The sequence below is a fragment of the Agrobacterium sp. ST15.16.024 genome, assembly GCF_027956545.1.
Taxonomy (GTDB): domain Bacteria; phylum Pseudomonadota; class Alphaproteobacteria; order Rhizobiales; family Rhizobiaceae; genus Agrobacterium; species Agrobacterium cucumeris.
Map to the genome: position 1 here is coordinate 914,876 of NZ_JAQKGO010000001.1, position 14,940 is coordinate 929,815.

The window sequence follows — 14,940 nt, forward strand, 5'->3', positions numbered from 1 at the left end:
GCGGCTGTCAGTTCGACTTCGCCGCGCCGCCATCCACCCGCAGCATCGTGCCGGTGATATAGCTTGCCGGCACCGAGCAGAGGAAAGCGCCGGCGGCGGCAAATTCTTCCACCGTGCCGAGGCGACCGGCCGGAATGCTCTTGACCGAAGCTTCACGGATTTCCTCGACGCTTTTGCCCAGGCGCTTGGCATTGGCGCCATCCAGCTCGTCGATGCGGTCGGTGTGGATGCGGCCGGGTAGAAGCAGGTTGGAGGTGATGCCGAAACCGGCCACTTCGCTGGACAGTGTCTTGCTCCAGCCCACCAGCGCGCCGCGCAGGGTGTTGGAGAGCGCCAGATTGGCGATGGGTTCGAACACGCCGGATGAGGCGACGGTCAGGATGCGGCCGAAACCCTGTTCCTTCATCTGCGGTAACAGCGCATTGGTGAGCGTGATGACCCGCAGCACCATCGACTGGAAGAAGGTGTCGAGCTTCTCGGTCGTCATTTCCTGAGCGAGACCCGGCGTCGGGCCGCCGGTGTTGTTGACGAGAATATCGATGCCGCCGAGCTTGTCCTTGACGGCTTCAACCATGGCCTCGACGAAGTTGTCGTCGGCCAGATCACCCCACACCCAGTCGGCCTTGCCCTTGCCAAGCGCGTTGATCGCCTTGCAATTCGCCTCCAGTTTTTCGCCGCTTCTGCCGACGAGAAGAACATTTGCGCCTTCCTTGGCGAGCGCCGTGGCAATGCCCAGCCCGAGGCCGCGAGAAGAGGCGAGAACGAGGGCGCGTTTGCCGGAAATGCCGAAATCCATGGGGTTTGTCCTGTCTTGTGAGGAGTGTCTGTGCTGTTTATAGGAAGGTGGCGTCCGCTTTTGAAGGTCAAATACACGTCATGACAGAACAATCTCTGCTTAAATTCTCCATTGCCGTCACGGTTCTTCTGGCCCTGTTCGGCATCAGTGCGGGTTTGTTCTCCGGCTCCTTCGCCGTGGTTTTTGATGGTGTTTATGCGCTCACCGATGCTTTCATGACGGTGCTGGCGCTGCTCGTGGCGCGACTTATCGCGGCCTCGGCCGCGCCCAAGCCGGGTGGCCGGCTGGTGGAGCGTTTCACCATGGGCTTCTGGCATCTGGAGCCGATGGTGCTCGGCCTCAACGGCACGCTGCTGATGGGCGCGGCGATCTATGCGCTGATCAATGCCATCGACAGCCTGATGGATGGCGGCCGCTCGATCGAGTTCGACTATGCCATCATCGTCACCTTCTTCAGCTTTGCCGTTTCGCTTGCCATGGCATGGTTCGTCAAACGGCAGAACCGCAGGCTGAAATCCGCTTTCGTGGCGCTGGATGCCAAAAGCTGGCTGATGAGCGCGCTCCTGAGCATGGCGCTGTTCGTCGCCTTCGCCATCGGTTACGGGCTGACCGGAACATCGCAGGCATGGCTCGCGCCCTATGTCGACCCTGCCGTGCTGGCGCTGGTCTGCCTTGTCATCATCCCCATGCCGCTCGGCAATGTGAAACAGGCGCTCGCCGACATACTTCTGGTCACGCCGCTGGAATTCAAGCAGCATGTGGACCGGGTGGCGACGGAGACGGTCGAAAAATTCGGCTTCGCCTCGCATTATTCCTATGTCGCCCGCGTCGGACGCGGCCGCCAGATCGAACTTTTCTTCATCGTGCCGAAGAACTGGCCGGCCCGACGACTGGAGGAATGGGATGCCATCCGCGACGAGATCGGCGATGCGCTTGGCGGCGAGGGAGCCGACCGGTGGCTGACGATTGTGTTTACGACGGATGAAGAATGGGCGATTTGAGCGTTCCAGGCCACTGAAGATATCGGCCCAACGGTCTTTACACTTTGTTTTCAGCGCCTGAATTGCATGAGGGAGGCTAATCCATCGATCTGTTGGCGGCAGCCAAACGATTGCGCTCGACCTCGGCAATATTTTGCAGAACCCAGCCGGTTAGCCTTGTAAGAGGTTCCGCCAGAGATTGACCAAGAGCGGTCAAACTATATTCCACCTGCGGGGGAATCGTCGGATAGACTTTTCTGGAAACGAGGCCATCATTCTCAAGAGCGCGCAGCGTTCTTGTCAGCATTTGCTGGCTAATTCCCCCTATAAGTCTGCGCAACTCATTGAACCTCCTTGGGCCATCAAGCAGCATCGTAATCGTCATTATAGTCCATTTGTCACCGATGCGGCCAAGCATCTGGCTAATGGGACGGCAATCCGCACTCGTTCCGGGTTGTGATGGCGGGGTAGGTAGATTCATGTGACCAGGCCCTAAAATTATGCGTTCTTGTGTTGTTCCCAGTCTAACATACATAGCTAGTCACGAAAACATACTGCCATAGGAGATGTTATGACTGACCGGAAAACAATTGCAATTTTTGGATATGGAACCGGGCTCGGCGCGTCCGTCGCGAGACGTTACGGTAAGGCTGGATTCAGGGTCGCCCTTGTTGCTCGCAATGCTCAATCCCTCAGCGAGAGGGTAGACGAACTGCTGGCGCAAGGGGTGGATGCCAGGGTCTTTCCTGCCGACCTCAACGAGATTGAAGCAATCCCGGCTCTGGTCCGTGATATCGAAGATAAGGCCGGTCCCATTCATACCGCGATTTTTGCGCCTGTCGGCAATTTCCGGATGCTTCCAGCGGTCGATCTGACATCAGCTTCGCTGAGAGAACTCACCAATATCCTGACATTCGCACCGGTTGAGGTTGTCAGGGCAGTATTGCCTGGGATGCTCGCTCGCGGCGATGGCGCGATCGTCATTGCGGATGGTCTTTCGGCCGTAACACCAATGCCGGGGCTAAGCGGCCCGGGCCCCGCTTTTGCTGCCACACGCAATTACATTCTTGGCCTTCACGATGAGATCAGGGATCGCGGAGTGTTCGCCGGAATGCTTCACATCGGAGCGATGATTGACAACTCCACGGGACTTCGTGCGGCAGTCGCCAACGGCCTGCCTGTCGGTGACGGGCGTTTTCCAACGATCGATCCTGACACACTTGCCCAGGAGATCTGGTCGCTCACAACCGAGCGGACCCATGCCGAAGCGATCCTGCCTGCGCAACATCACCAGCATTGAAGTGATTTGACTATTGATCGTAGGCAGCGACGATGCTGCTGCCTGCGATCAAGACGAGCTTGGTGGCGAGGGAGCCGACCGGTGGCTGACGATTGTGTTTACGACGGATGAGGAATGGGCGATCTGAGCGGGACACCCGAGACTGGCCACACGCAGTGCTTGAAAATAAGGACATCGACGCCCGAAAATCGGCGGTCGCAACGCGAGGCCGGTGTTAGCAGTTTTCCGGATTGTTGCAGCGGCTTCGGCCGCCTGTAACGACTGATTGGATGAGCAAAAGCTCGGCAATATCGATCACAGGAGAGACCGCGATGAACAGTCAAATCGAACGTGCGGAAATATTCCGCAGCTTGCACATTCCAGGTGATCCCATCGTCCTCTACAACATCTGGGATGCGGGAAGTGCGGTGGCCGTTGCGCGTGGCGGGGCGAAGGCGATAGCCACCGGAAGCTGGTCTGTCGCCGCGGCACAGGGTTATTCGGATGGTGAGGAAATGCCGCTGGATGACGCATTGTCAGTCGTCGCGCGCATAACGAAATGTGTCGATCTGCCTCTCACCGTGGATTTTGAAGGCGGTTATGCAGATGATCCCGCCGCCGTTAGGCAGAATGTTGGCCGCCTGTTTGCCCTCGGCGTCATCGGATTGAACTTCGAAGATCAGGTGGTGCAGGGCAGGGGTCTGCATGACATAGGTCACCAGTCGGATCGGCTTCGGGCGGTCCGCAGCGCGGCAAGTGATGCCGGTATCCCGGTTTTCATCAATGCGCGAACCGATGTGTTTCTGAAGGCGGCGGAAGGGGTGGATCACGCAACCCTGCTGGACGACGTATTCGCCCGCGAGGCCGCCTATGCTGCGGCAGGCGCGGATGGCTTCTTCGTGCCCGGGCTGAAGGATAAAAAGCTGATCGAAAAAATATGCCGACAGACGACGCTGCCGGTCAACGTCATGACATCGGGAGACACGGAAGAGGTTCGCGCATTGGCCTCGCTTGGGGTGGCGCGCATCAGCTTCGGACCCGCTCCATACGCCGAGGTCAGTCGCGATCTGGAAAAACGGGCACGTGTTTTTGTTTGAGAGATGATCCGCATCGGGCGCGGCAAGCAGGTCGCGCTCGTCTTCGCCATTACCGCCTTTGGGAAACGGGCGATCCAAGAGTTGCAAGCACCACGGCCGCTGCCGGCCCTTGGGAAGCCGCTGCCGCAGCGGACTTCTCACCCAGCCTTTTCATGAAACGGTCGGTGTCAACGAGGGCGCGTCGATGTGTTCCTTCGCCGATCAGTCCGGCGTCGTCGCGGCAGGTCACCCTGAAGAGGAGGGATCTCCCCTCAATCTCGATCAGTTCGATTTCGGCGGTAACCGTCATCCCGATGGCCGTGGCGGCGACGTGACTGACATTGACATGCGTGCCGAGGGTGCATTGCCCTGCGTCGAGGAAAGGCCGAAGGCCCTGCACACATGTCTGCTCGATGAAGGCAATCATGATTGCAGTCGCCAGAACCGGCGGCATGTCTTGAAAACCCGGCCAGGAATCGTCGATCTCAGGCACGGTGTGGAGGGGCGCGACGCGCAGCTGTTCGATATGACGCAGTCCGACAGCGGGTCGCGGAGGCGTGATGGTCTGGCTCATAATGTCCCCAATCGCATGTTGATCGGCCATGAAATTGGCAGCCTCCGCGCCGGATCGCCCCAGAGAGCCGAGATGTCGCGCACGAAGTTTTCCAGAATGTCGTCGCGCCCGGCTTCATTGACGCGCCGTACTGCCGACCAGGTCGACAGATAACCCAGAAACTCCCCAAGCTCCCAGACCCGGTCTATCGCCATGTCGGGATAGGGCAGTTCCTCGAACGGAAATTCGATATCGGCATATCCTGAATCGACAAGCTTGCGCTCCGGCGGCCAGTAGGGGCCGATTTCGTCGCGGTAGAATATATCGAACCGGTCCTGAAGCCCTGAAGGCGCCAGTTGCATGATGCCATAGCTGACCAGCGCGATGATTGCACCGTCTTCAGCGATGCGCCGCACCTCGGCATAAAAACGCGGCAGGTCGAACCAGTGGGCCGCCTGCGCCGCCGTTATCAGGCTCACGCTTTTCTCCGGCAGCGGTAGCTTTTCTGCGGGAGCGCAGAGATAGTTGATATTGGTGTGCCGGCGCGTATTCGCAATCTGGTCCTGGCTGGGATCGATACCGATCACCTTGTTGAAATGGTCCGCGAGCTGCCGCGTCAGCTGCCCGTTTCCACATCCGACATCGACGGCACAACCCCGGCCGTCAACGGTTTGCGCGAGAAACCGCGCAAGTCCTGCCGGATATTCCGGTCTGAACAATGCATAGGCGCTGCCGCCCGTGTCGAACCAGTTTTGCGCGGTCATTTCAGTTTTCCTAGTCATGACGTTTTTCTGCTTCTGCCAGCCGATCCGCGAAGCCATGTCGTTCGAGCGCCGCTGCGAGGCTTCCAAGAATTTTCAGAACCGGAAAGCCGATTTCGGCTTCAAGTTCATGGATGGCGCGGAAGGTCGTTTCCCAGTGCGGCTCCAGCTTTTGCAGAAGTTGGAGACCACGCTCGGTCAGCCTCAGACCGCTCTTCCTTCCATCATCCAATGCATGCCGGACAATCAGCCCGTCCTTCAGCATCAGGCCGACCGTCTGGCTGATCGCGCCCTGGGTAAGGCTGCTGGCGGTGGTGATGTCCGTTATCGTCACGGCGCCGGCGCTCAAGGCGCGCAGCACCGGCGTGTAGCGGGGGCGATAGTCGAGATCGAGTGCCCGATAACGCTCGGCGGCACCCTGATCGACAAGTTCTCCGACATAACGGAGGAGTTCGCCCAGACCGGGCCTGTGATTGATAACCATGTGAGGTGATTTACATTAGCGCTAATGTAATTTCAAGTGGGACTCGTCGCGCATGTCGAAGCGTTGGAAGTCGCCGTTAAGCGTTCCGTGCAAGGCGGAAGGAAAGGCGAGTTTGATCCATGATAAGGCGAAACGAATGCGCTTGCTGTTCCTTGACCGGAAGCCGCTGACACCCTTGACGCTTATGCCCGTCGCTTCTATCCTCATAATTACGTGAACGTAAAAGTAATAAAATAGTCGTCAGGTTGTCTGACAATTAAGTGGCGTGCGACATGTTTTGCCGCTATAGAAGCTCGACAAAGGCGTCTTGCTTTGCGAAGACAGGGGAGGCGAACTCCTTGTTGCGCACGGGCTTTTTACCTCGCACCGGCAATGCCCTGCCGATGGTGGAAAGCGGATATAATAACAGCCGGATGGGACCGGCGATCTGAGAGGATGAGATGACGGAAGCGATGGAACTGCCCGAACGCGAAGCGATGGAATTCGACGTTGTGATCGTCGGTGCGGGTCCGGCCGGTCTTGCCGCCGCGATCCGGCTGAAGCAGGTGGAGCCTGAGCTTTCGGTCGTCGTTCTCGAAAAGGGTGCTGAAGTCGGCGCCCATATCCTGTCCGGTGCCGTGGTCGATCCGATCGGCATCGACCGGCTGTTGCCCGGCTGGCGTGAGGAGGAGGGGCACCCCTTCAAGACCGAGGTCAAGGACGACCAGTTCATGTTTTTAGGCCCGGCCGGCTCCATCCGCCTGCCGAATTTCATGATGCCGCCCTTGATGAACAATCACGGCAATTACATCGTTTCGCTCGGCCTCGTCTGTCGATGGCTGGCGGAAAAGGCGGAAGGGCTCGGCGTCGAGATCTATCCGGGCTTTGCCGCCACGGAAGTGCTTTATAATGACGAAGGCGCTGTCATCGGTGTCGCCACCGGCGATATGGGCATCGAGAAGAACGGCGAGCCTGGCCCCGCTTTCACCCGCGGCATGGAGCTGCACGGCAAATATGTGCTGATCGGTGAAGGCGTGCGCGGTTCGCTCGCCAAGCAGCTGATTTCCAGGTTTGATCTGTCGAGGGATCGCGAGCCGCAGAAATTCGGCATCGGCATCAAGGAGCTCTGGCAGGTCAAACCGGAGCACCACAAACAGGGCCTCGTGCAGCATTCCTTCGGCTGGCCGCTCGGTTTCAAGACCGGTGGCGGTTCGTTCCTCTATCATCTCGAGGATAATCTCGTTGCCGTCGGCTTCGTGGTGCATCTCAATTACAAGAACCCCTATCTTTATCCTTTCGAGGAATTCCAGCGCTTCAAGACACATCCGGCCATTCGCGATACGTTCGAGGGCGGCAAGCGCATCTCCTATGGCGCGCGCGCCATCACCGAAGGTGGTTACCAGTCGGTGCCGAAGCTCACTTTCCCGGGCGGCGCGCTGATCGGCTGTTCGGCCGGCCTCGTCAACGTGCCACGCATCAAGGGCAGCCACAATGCGGTGCTGTCGGGCATGCTGGCAGCGGACAAGATCGCCGAGGCGATTGCGGCCGGCCGTGCCCATGACGAGGTGGCCGAGATCGAGGCCGAATGGCGCGAAGGCGATATCGGCAAGGATTTGAAGCGGGTGCGCAACGTCAAGCCGCTCTGGTCGAAATTCGGCACGCTGGTTGGCGTCGGCCTTGGTGGTCTGGACATGTGGACGAACCAGCTGTTCGGTTTCTCGCTCTTCGGCACGCTGAAGCATGGCAAGACGGATGCGCAAAGCCTCGAGCCGGCTTCGAAGCACAAGCCTATCGCCTATCCGAAGCCGGATGGCGTTCTGACTTTCGACCGCCTGTCCTCGGTGTTCCTGTCCTCCACCAACCATGAGGAAGACCAGCCGGTGCATCTTCAGGTGAAGGACATGGAGCTGCAGAAGCGCTCCGAACATGACGTCTTTGCCGGTCCTTCGACGCGTTATTGTCCGGCAGGTGTCTACGAGTGGGTGGAGAAGGATGGCAGGCAAGTCTACGTCATCAACGCCCAGAACTGCGTGCACTGCAAGACCTGCGACATCAAGGATCCCAACCAGAACATCAACTGGGTGCCGCCGCAGGGCGGTGAGGGGCCGGTTTACGCCAACATGTGATGATGGCTAAAAGGGGTGAATTCCCCTCCGTCGTTGTATTCGGGCCTATCCCGTTTCCGTCATTCCGGCCTTGAGCCGGAATCCAGCCGGCGCGCGCCTGCGCGGCGAGAACGCCTTTTCACGGCGCAGACGCGCCGTGCCTGGATACCGGCTCAAGGCCGGCATGACGAAGGCGAAAGCGTTCTTTGCCCCCTGCTTATTTGTGGATTGCTCTTCGATTTCTTACATATAGGATGTTGGGGTGTCCTGCCGTCAACTGGCCCGTGGAATGCGGGATGGAAATGCGGTAACGCCTTGAATGTGCATATGGTCCCCAGGGGCGGCTCACGTTTGCGCCGTCGCTCCGGTGGCAGGGAGTAAGAGAATGCCCGGCTTTCAGAAGCTGAATATCGTGCGGAAGACAAGGTTTGGTGCCGCTTTGGCGGCCGGCGTGGTTATTGCCGTTTCGCTGAGCGGCGGTCCGCTGGTGGCTGCCAGCTGCCGCGCCGATGCCATGGCCGGCATCGACTGGCGCGAATGCAACAAGCGTCTCCTGATGCTGGGTGGCAGCAATCTCGATTCGGCGATGCTTTACGGAGCGGACTTTACCTATACCGACTTGCGCGGCTCGTCGATGAAGGGCGCCAATCTCGAAAAGGCGAAACTCATCCGCACGGCGCTGGGGGAGGCGAACCTGCAGGGCGCCAATCTGACCAAGGTGGAAGCTTACCGCAGCGACTTCAGCGCCGCCGACGCCACCAACGCGAAATTTATCAACGCCGAAATGCAGCGCACCAAGTTCGAAAAAACCAAGCTCGACGGGACGGATTTCACCAAGGCCGAACTCGGCCGCGCTGATTTCGAGGGCGCGACGCTGAACGGTTCGAAATTTTCCCTGACCAACCTGTCGCGTGCCCGCTTCGGCGGCGCAACACTCGGCGGGCCGGTGGATTTCACCAGCGCCTTCCTGCTCCTGACGCGCATCGAGGGGGTGGATCTTTCCACCGCGACAGGGCTGGAGCAAAGGCAGGTCGATATTGCCTGCGGCGATGCCAAGACAAAATTGCCGAGCGGCCTGACCACGCCTGCATCATGGCCGTGCCCTGAAGATCCGGACGACGACTGACAAGACAAAAGCCACGCGAGTTTTTTCGGGCGTGGTGGTGGCACAGGGCGGAATTGGCGCGCCCGCACAGGCGGACGCGCTGTCGCGTCGGTCAGAAGCCTGAAAGCACGATCTTGCCCTTGGCCTTGTTGCTCTCGATCAGCGCATGCGCCTTGATGAGATTTGCGGCATTGATGGTGCCGAAGACTTCCGTCAGTGTCGTCTTGATCTTGCCGGCATCGACCAGTTTCGCAACGTGGTTCAGCAGCTTGTGCTGCTCGATCATGTCAGGTGTCTCGAAGACCGCGCGGGCGAACATCATTTCCCAATGGATCGATACGCATTTGCGTTTGAAGGCCATGACATCGAAACCGCCGGCCGGATCGTCGATCAGCGCGAAACGGCCCTGCGGCGCAATGGCCGCCACGCTGTCGGCGGCGTGAATGTCGCTATGGGTGGTTGAAAACACGAAGCCTGGTGCGCCGAGGCCAAGCGCCTCCACCTGCGGGGCAATCGGCTTGCTGTGATCGACGACATGATGCGCGCCGAGGTCTTTCGCCCAGGCAATCGTTTCCGGCCGCGAGGCGGTGGCGATGACGGTAAGGTCCGTCAGCGCCCGCAGAAGCTGGATGGCAATTGAGCCGACGCCGCCGGCGCCACCGATGACCAGAACGGCGTTGGCCGCGCCCGGAACCGGATCCTTCACCCGCAACCGGTCGAACAACGTCTCGTAAGCGGTGATCGCCGTCAGCGGCAGGGCTGCGGCTTCCTCGAAATTCAGCGATTTCGGCTTTTCGCCGACAATGCGTTCATCGACCAGGTGGAATTCGCTGTTGGAGCCGGGACGGTTGATGACGCCGGCGTAAAACACCTCGTCGCCGGGCTTGAACAGCGAGACCTTGTTGCCGATGGCCTTCACCACGCCCGAGGCGTCGAAACCGAGCACGCGGGTAGCACCATTTTCCGGCGACTGGTTGCGGCGCACCTTGGTGTCAACGGGGTTGACCGAAACGGCCTTCACCTCCACCAGAATGTCGTGCCCCTTCGCCTCCGGCTGCGGCAGGTCGATATCGACAAGCGCATCGCTGGCGGTGATGGGCTGGCTTGTCCTGTAACCGATGGCGCGCATGAACAGTCTCCTTTGCTTGTTTGCGTGCCTCTTACTTGATACATATGAACATCAATCGCAAGAATGCACATTTTGTGATGATACATACAAAAAGGATACTGTGATGTCGCGACCGCGCGCCAAGCTCACCGGCAATTTTCCGGGTTGCCCGGTGGAATCGACCTTGAGTTTTCTCGACGGAAAATGGAAAGGCGTGATCCTTTATCACCTCATCAATGAGGGCACGCTGCGCTTCAACGAGCTGCGCCGCCATATTCCAAGCGTCACCCAGCGCATGCTCACCAAGCAGCTGCGCGAGCTGGAAGAGGCGGGTCTGATTTCGCGCACCGTCTTCCCGGTGGTGCCGCCACGTGTGGACTACGCGCTGACGCCGCTTGGCGACACGATGAAGCCGGTGATTTCGGCGCTGAAAAGCTGGGGCGACGCCCATGTTGTTTGCAAGAACGGCGCGAAATACACACAGCTTCCCCAGGCCGAGGAAAAGGCCGCCTGAAAAATCACGGGTAAGACCACGTGCCGCTTTCCATGCTCGCGATGGTGCGATGCAACATGTATTTGCCCCGATTAATGCATAATGCTGCCATCGTGATTCGCAGCAGGGACATCAAAGCACATGAGCATGGGTTGGATGGAGGCCGGATTTCTCGGCCTTTTGCAAGGACTTACGGAATTTCTTCCGATTTCTTCAAGCGCGCATCTGAGGATAGCCGGGGAGTTCCTGCCCTCCGGCGCCGATCCCGGGGCCGCCTTCACCGCGATTACGCAAATCGGCACGGAAATGGCCGTGCTGGTCTATTTCTGGTCGGATATCATGCGGATCGCCGCCGCCTGGCTGCGGCAGAACCTTCGCCTCGGCCCCTATGACAAGGCCGATGCCCGGCTTGGCTGGCTCATCATCGTCGGTTCCGTGCCGATCGTGTTTCTCGGCCTGTTCTTCAAGGACGCCATCGAACATTCGCTGCGCAACCTCTATATCACCGCCGTGATGCTGATCGTCTTCGGCATCGTTCTTGGCATTGCCGACAGGATCGGTGAGAAACGCTACAAGCTGAACCAGCTGATCTGGCGCGACGGTATCCTCTTCGGTTTCGCGCAGGCCATGGCGCTGATCCCCGGTGTCTCGCGCTCGGGCGGCACCATCAGCGCCGGCCTGCTGCTCGGTTACACCCGCGAGGCGGCCGCCCGTTATTCCTTCCTGCTCGCCGTTCCCGCCGTCTTCGGTTCCGGTTTCTACCAGCTCTTCAAGAGCATCGGTGAGGACAATCCGGTCGGCTGGGGGCAAACGGGACTTGCCACCCTGATCGCCTTCATCGTCGGTTATGCGGTTATTGTCGTCTTCCTCAAGCTGGTCTCCACCAAGAGCTACATGCCCTTCGTCTGGTACCGCGTGGTCATCGGCTTCATCCTGCTGGGGCTGTTGGGGACGGGCGTCATCAGCGCCGGCGGGTGAGGGGAGCCGCACTCGCCGTCATCCTCGGGCTTGACCCGAGGATCCATCTGCGCCGGGTTGTGGATCCTCGGGTCAAGCCCGAGGATGACAATGGCGAGATTTCGATTTGTAAAAGTGAGGCCCGCTCGTTGGAGCGGGCCTTTCGTCTTTTAGAGCAACGTACCGCTCAAGATCACCAGCGCCACCGAGAAGTAGATGACGAGGCCGCTGACATCCACCAGCGTGGCGACGAAGGGGGCAGAGGCGCTGGCGGGGTCGAGCCGCAGGCGCTGCAGCACGAAGGGCAGCATGGAGCCGGCAAGCGAACCGAAGGTGACGATGCCGACAAGTGCCGAAAACACGGTGGCGCCCACCAGCAGCCAGTGTTCGCCGTAGTCGTAAAAGCCAGCCTGCTGCCAGACCGTCAGACGCAGGAAACCGATGGCGCCCAGAATGCAGCCGAGTGTCAGGCCCGTCGGGATTTCCCGAAGCAGCACCCGCCACCAGTCGGAAAGCTTCAGTTCACCGAGCGCCAGCGCCCGGATGATGAGCGAGGTAGCCTGCGAACCGGAATTGCCGCCCGATGACATGATCAGCGGTATGAACAGCGTCAGCACTACGGCCTTTTCCAGCTCGCCTTCGAAATGCTGCATGGCGCTGGCCGTCAGCATTTCGCCGAGGAACAGTGCTGCGAGCCAGCCGGCGCGCTTGCGGATCATGTCCGGAAAGCCGATCGTCATGTAGGGCTTGCCGAGCGCCTCCATACCACCGAACTTGTGGGCGTCTTCCGTTGTGTCGGCGATCATGGTGTCGATCACGTCGTCAACGGTGACGATGCCGAGAATATGCGAGCGGTCATCGACGACGGGCAGTGCCAGAAGGTCGTGCTTGCGGATCAGCCGGGCGACATCCTCCTGCGACATCAGGGGGCTGGCGCAGACGATGCCTTCCTTCGATGCGACGGAGAGGATGGACGCACCGGCTTCGCCGGTCAGCAGGCGACGCAGCGTCACGACGGTGGAAAGCGTTCCGTCCTGCGCCAGCACATAGATGGCATAGACCGTTTCACGCGACCGCTCGACGACGCGGATGTGCGAAAGGGTCTGTTCCACCGTCCAGTCATCAGGCACGCTGACGAATTCCGTGGTCATGATCGAGCCGGCCGTGCGCGGCGGATACCCCATCAGGTGCTTGATGGAGAGAGCCGTCGTGCGGTCCAGCCGGGAAAACAGCTTTGCGCGCGGTTCTTCGGCCATTTCCGCCATGACGTCGGCAACGCGGTCGTCAGACATCAGGTTGACGAAGCGGGCAGCCTGTTCGACAGGAATATGGGCGATGATCGCGGCTGCACCATGCAGTTCGGGCCGGTCGAGAATGGCGACGGCCTTTGCCTGCGGCATGGCGAGCAGGGCGGTTGCGGCTTCGCCGACATCAAGCGTGTTGAGGTGCTCGACGCGTTCGGCAATGGTGGTGGAGCCGGCATTTCCGCTACGAAGAAGACGTGCGGCCTTGCTGGCCCTCTGGGAGAGGTTGTGGAAGTTCATGATTGCTCCCTTTCCGTCGATTCGCCGATAACGGCGAACGCGGTGGTGAGCCGACAGCGGTCGGATCAGTTCACGTTCGCCGGTCTCGGCAAAGGCAATCGACTGCTACTGTCGCTAGACATCTAATGATGCTCCGTTGAAATCCGCGCCGTGCCGCAAGGCATGCGCGTAAGGCCGTGTTGCGCCTGAAACCGAAAAGAGTCAAGCGCCCGATTGTGAAATTTCCGTAAGCTGCGATAGGGCCGGCTCAGGCCGCCTTTTCGCGCCGCTCGACGGTGACGGAAATGAGGAAAACGCCAAGCCCGAGAAGCGACAGAACCGCACCGACATAACCTGTCGAGGCATAGCCATAACCCATGGCGATGACCAGCCCGCCGAGCCAGGCGCCAAGCGCATTGGCGATGTTGAAGGCGGAGTGGTTGGAGGCGGCGGCCAGCGTCTGGGCATCCTGCGCCACATCCATCAGCCGCGTCTGCACGGCCGGACAGGCGGCAAAACCGCAGCCGATCAGGAAGACGCAGAGGCACAGCATGAACGGTTCATGCGCCGTCATGCCGAACACGACCATGACCAGCACGTTGAAGGCGAGCATGCCGCCAATCGTGCCGTTGAGCGAGATATCCGCCAGCCGCGAGCCGACCACATTGCCGACATTCATGCCGATGCCGAATAGCGCCAGCACCATGGAGACGGTGGAAACCGGCATCATCGCCACATCAGTGGTGGTCTTGGCGATATAGCTGAACACCGAGAACATGCCGCCGAAGCCGACAGACGCGATGGCAAGCGTAAGCCACACCTGCACACGGCGAAAAGCGCCGAGTTCGCGCCAGACGCTTGCACCTTCCTCCACCCGGTCACGCGGCTGGAACAGCCAGAGCAGGGCGACGGTCAGAAGTGCTATGCCGCCGACCAGCATGAAGGCGGCGCGCCAGGACAGCAGCTGGCCGAAGAAGGTGGCAAGCGGTGTGCCGAGCAGCGTGGCGATGGTGAGGCCGAGCATGACGCGGCCGACGGCGCGGGCGCGTTTATGGATCGGCGCCATCGAGGCCGCCACCAGCGCCGCAACGCCGAAATAGGCGCCATGCGGCAGGCCGGTGATGAAGCGCAGAACGGTGAAGCTCAGGAAGTCAGGTGCGACGGCGCTCAAGATATTGCCGGCTGCAAAAAGCCCCATCAGGCCGAGGAGCAAAGCACGCCGCGTCATGCGTGCGGCAAGGATGGCGATGATCGGCGCGCCGATGACGACGCCAAGCGCATAGGCCGTGATGACGTAACCCGCCTGTGGCACCGTCACGCCATAGGTCGTGGCGACGTCAGGCAACAGGCCCATGATGGCGAATTCGCCGGTGCCGATGCCGAAGCCGCCGGCGGCCAGCGCCAGTTCGATAAGCGCGATGGCGAACGGCGAGAGCGCCACGGCCGGAGTGTCCGTGTAAACGGTTTCATTCTCCGCTGCGGGACGGGCTTCGGAAATTTTCGACTGGCTCATGATGACCTGAGAAGGGGGAGGACCCCACAGAAAAAAGGGCAAGACCGTATGGGAGCGGTCTGCCCTGACTGGAGATGCGCGGTCATGAAAATGACCTTAAGTGATCCCTAACATGAAATGATGCGTTGCGGTAGAGCGATTCTCGGCAAAAGACGATCTTCACGCGATGGTGTTCGGAACTCTATATGAAGCCAGGCATTTACGCGCGGCTGCGAACGTTACGGGACC

15 protein-coding genes are annotated in these 14,940 nt (G+C 60.0%); 7 read left to right on the forward strand and 8 right to left on the reverse strand.

Annotated features, from left to right (window positions below):
• Nucleotides 1-7 precede the first annotated feature (7 nt).
• Nucleotides 8-796, reverse strand: coding sequence for an SDR family oxidoreductase (locus PL640_RS04505; RefSeq protein ID WP_269698416.1), 789 nt, complete (start codon nucleotides 794-796; stop codon nucleotides 8-10).
• A gap of 80 nt (nucleotides 797-876) precedes the next feature.
• Between PL640_RS04505 and PL640_RS04510 the strand changes: the two genes are divergently transcribed.
• The gene (locus PL640_RS04510) at nucleotides 877-1,797 is read left to right on the forward strand and encodes a cation diffusion facilitator family transporter (RefSeq protein ID WP_142839419.1); all 921 of its coding nucleotides are present in this window, start codon (nucleotides 877-879) and stop codon (nucleotides 1,795-1,797) included.
• A 76-nt stretch (nucleotides 1,798-1,873) separates the two neighbouring features.
• On the opposite strand, the gene PL640_RS04515 is transcribed toward PL640_RS04510, so the two are convergent.
• Complete coding sequence (locus tag PL640_RS04515) at nucleotides 1,874-2,257, reverse strand: winged helix-turn-helix transcriptional regulator (protein WP_271360927.1); 384 nt, start codon at nucleotides 2,255-2,257, stop codon at nucleotides 1,874-1,876.
• Nucleotides 2,258-2,347: 90 nt separating this feature from the next.
• On the opposite strand from PL640_RS04515, the gene PL640_RS04520 reads away from it, so the two are divergent.
• Nucleotides 2,348-3,076 (forward strand): SDR family NAD(P)-dependent oxidoreductase, encoded by a 729-nt coding sequence (locus tag PL640_RS04520; RefSeq protein ID WP_271360928.1) that lies wholly within the window; start codon nucleotides 2,348-2,350, stop codon nucleotides 3,074-3,076.
• Between the two features lie 311 nt (nucleotides 3,077-3,387).
• A complete protein-coding gene (locus tag PL640_RS04525; RefSeq protein ID WP_271360929.1) occupies nucleotides 3,388-4,152 on the forward strand; it encodes an isocitrate lyase/PEP mutase family protein in 765 nt (254 codons plus the stop codon).
• A 49-nt stretch (nucleotides 4,153-4,201) separates the two neighbouring features.
• On the opposite strand, the gene PL640_RS04530 is transcribed toward PL640_RS04525, so the two are convergent.
• Genes PL640_RS04530 through PL640_RS04540 form a run of 3 tightly spaced genes read right to left on the reverse strand, consistent with a single transcriptional unit; the run spans nucleotide 4,202 to nucleotide 5,929 of the window.
• Nucleotides 4,202-4,705 carry a thioesterase family protein gene (locus PL640_RS04530; protein ID WP_271360930.1) on the reverse strand — a complete coding sequence of 168 codons (504 nt, stop codon included), beginning with the start codon at nucleotides 4,703-4,705 and terminating at the stop codon, nucleotides 4,202-4,204.
• The gene (locus PL640_RS04535) at nucleotides 4,702-5,448 is read right to left on the reverse strand and encodes a class I SAM-dependent methyltransferase (RefSeq protein ID WP_269698411.1); all 747 of its coding nucleotides are present in this window, start codon (nucleotides 5,446-5,448) and stop codon (nucleotides 4,702-4,704) included. The genes PL640_RS04530 and PL640_RS04535 overlap by 4 nt, the downstream gene beginning before the upstream one ends.
• A 10-nt stretch (nucleotides 5,449-5,458) precedes the next feature.
• Nucleotides 5,459-5,929, reverse strand: coding sequence for a MarR family winged helix-turn-helix transcriptional regulator (locus PL640_RS04540; RefSeq protein WP_269698410.1), 471 nt, complete (start codon nucleotides 5,927-5,929; stop codon nucleotides 5,459-5,461).
• 440 nt (nucleotides 5,930-6,369) lie between these two features.
• Between PL640_RS04540 and PL640_RS04545 the strand changes: the two genes are divergently transcribed.
• Together PL640_RS04545 and PL640_RS04550 are read left to right on the forward strand one after the other, a co-directional pair.
• Complete coding sequence (locus PL640_RS04545; protein WP_271360931.1) at nucleotides 6,370-8,034, forward strand: electron transfer flavoprotein-ubiquinone oxidoreductase; 1,665 nt, start codon at nucleotides 6,370-6,372, stop codon at nucleotides 8,032-8,034.
• A 364-nt stretch (nucleotides 8,035-8,398) separates the two neighbouring features.
• Nucleotides 8,399-9,139, forward strand: coding sequence for a pentapeptide repeat-containing protein (locus tag PL640_RS04550; RefSeq protein WP_142839425.1), 741 nt, complete (start codon nucleotides 8,399-8,401; stop codon nucleotides 9,137-9,139).
• Nucleotides 9,140-9,230: 91 nt separating this feature from the next.
• Here PL640_RS04550 and PL640_RS04555 read toward each other — a convergent pair whose 3' ends face one another.
• Nucleotides 9,231-10,247, reverse strand: coding sequence for a zinc-binding alcohol dehydrogenase family protein (locus tag PL640_RS04555; protein WP_271360932.1), 1,017 nt, complete (start codon nucleotides 10,245-10,247; stop codon nucleotides 9,231-9,233).
• A gap of 103 nt (nucleotides 10,248-10,350) precedes the next feature.
• On the opposite strand from PL640_RS04555, the gene PL640_RS04560 reads away from it, so the two are divergent.
• Together PL640_RS04560 and PL640_RS04565 are read left to right on the forward strand one after the other, a co-directional pair.
• Nucleotides 10,351-10,740, forward strand: a complete 390-nt coding sequence (locus PL640_RS04560) for a winged helix-turn-helix transcriptional regulator (protein WP_142839427.1) — start codon at nucleotides 10,351-10,353, stop codon at nucleotides 10,738-10,740.
• Between the two features lie 120 nt (nucleotides 10,741-10,860).
• Nucleotides 10,861-11,697, forward strand: coding sequence for an undecaprenyl-diphosphate phosphatase (locus tag PL640_RS04565; RefSeq protein ID WP_065115238.1), 837 nt, complete (start codon nucleotides 10,861-10,863; stop codon nucleotides 11,695-11,697).
• 149 nt (nucleotides 11,698-11,846) lie between these two features.
• Here the strand turns inward: PL640_RS04565 and mgtE are convergent, their stop codons facing one another.
• Nucleotides 11,847-13,220: a magnesium transporter gene (gene mgtE, locus PL640_RS04570; RefSeq protein ID WP_271360933.1), complete on the reverse strand. Its 1,374-nt coding sequence runs from the start codon at nucleotides 13,218-13,220 to the stop codon at nucleotides 11,847-11,849.
• 247 nt (nucleotides 13,221-13,467) lie between these two features.
• Nucleotides 13,468-14,712: an MFS transporter gene (locus PL640_RS04575; RefSeq protein ID WP_271360934.1), complete on the reverse strand. Its 1,245-nt coding sequence runs from the start codon at nucleotides 14,710-14,712 to the stop codon at nucleotides 13,468-13,470.
• Nucleotides 14,713-14,940 lie beyond the last annotated feature (228 nt).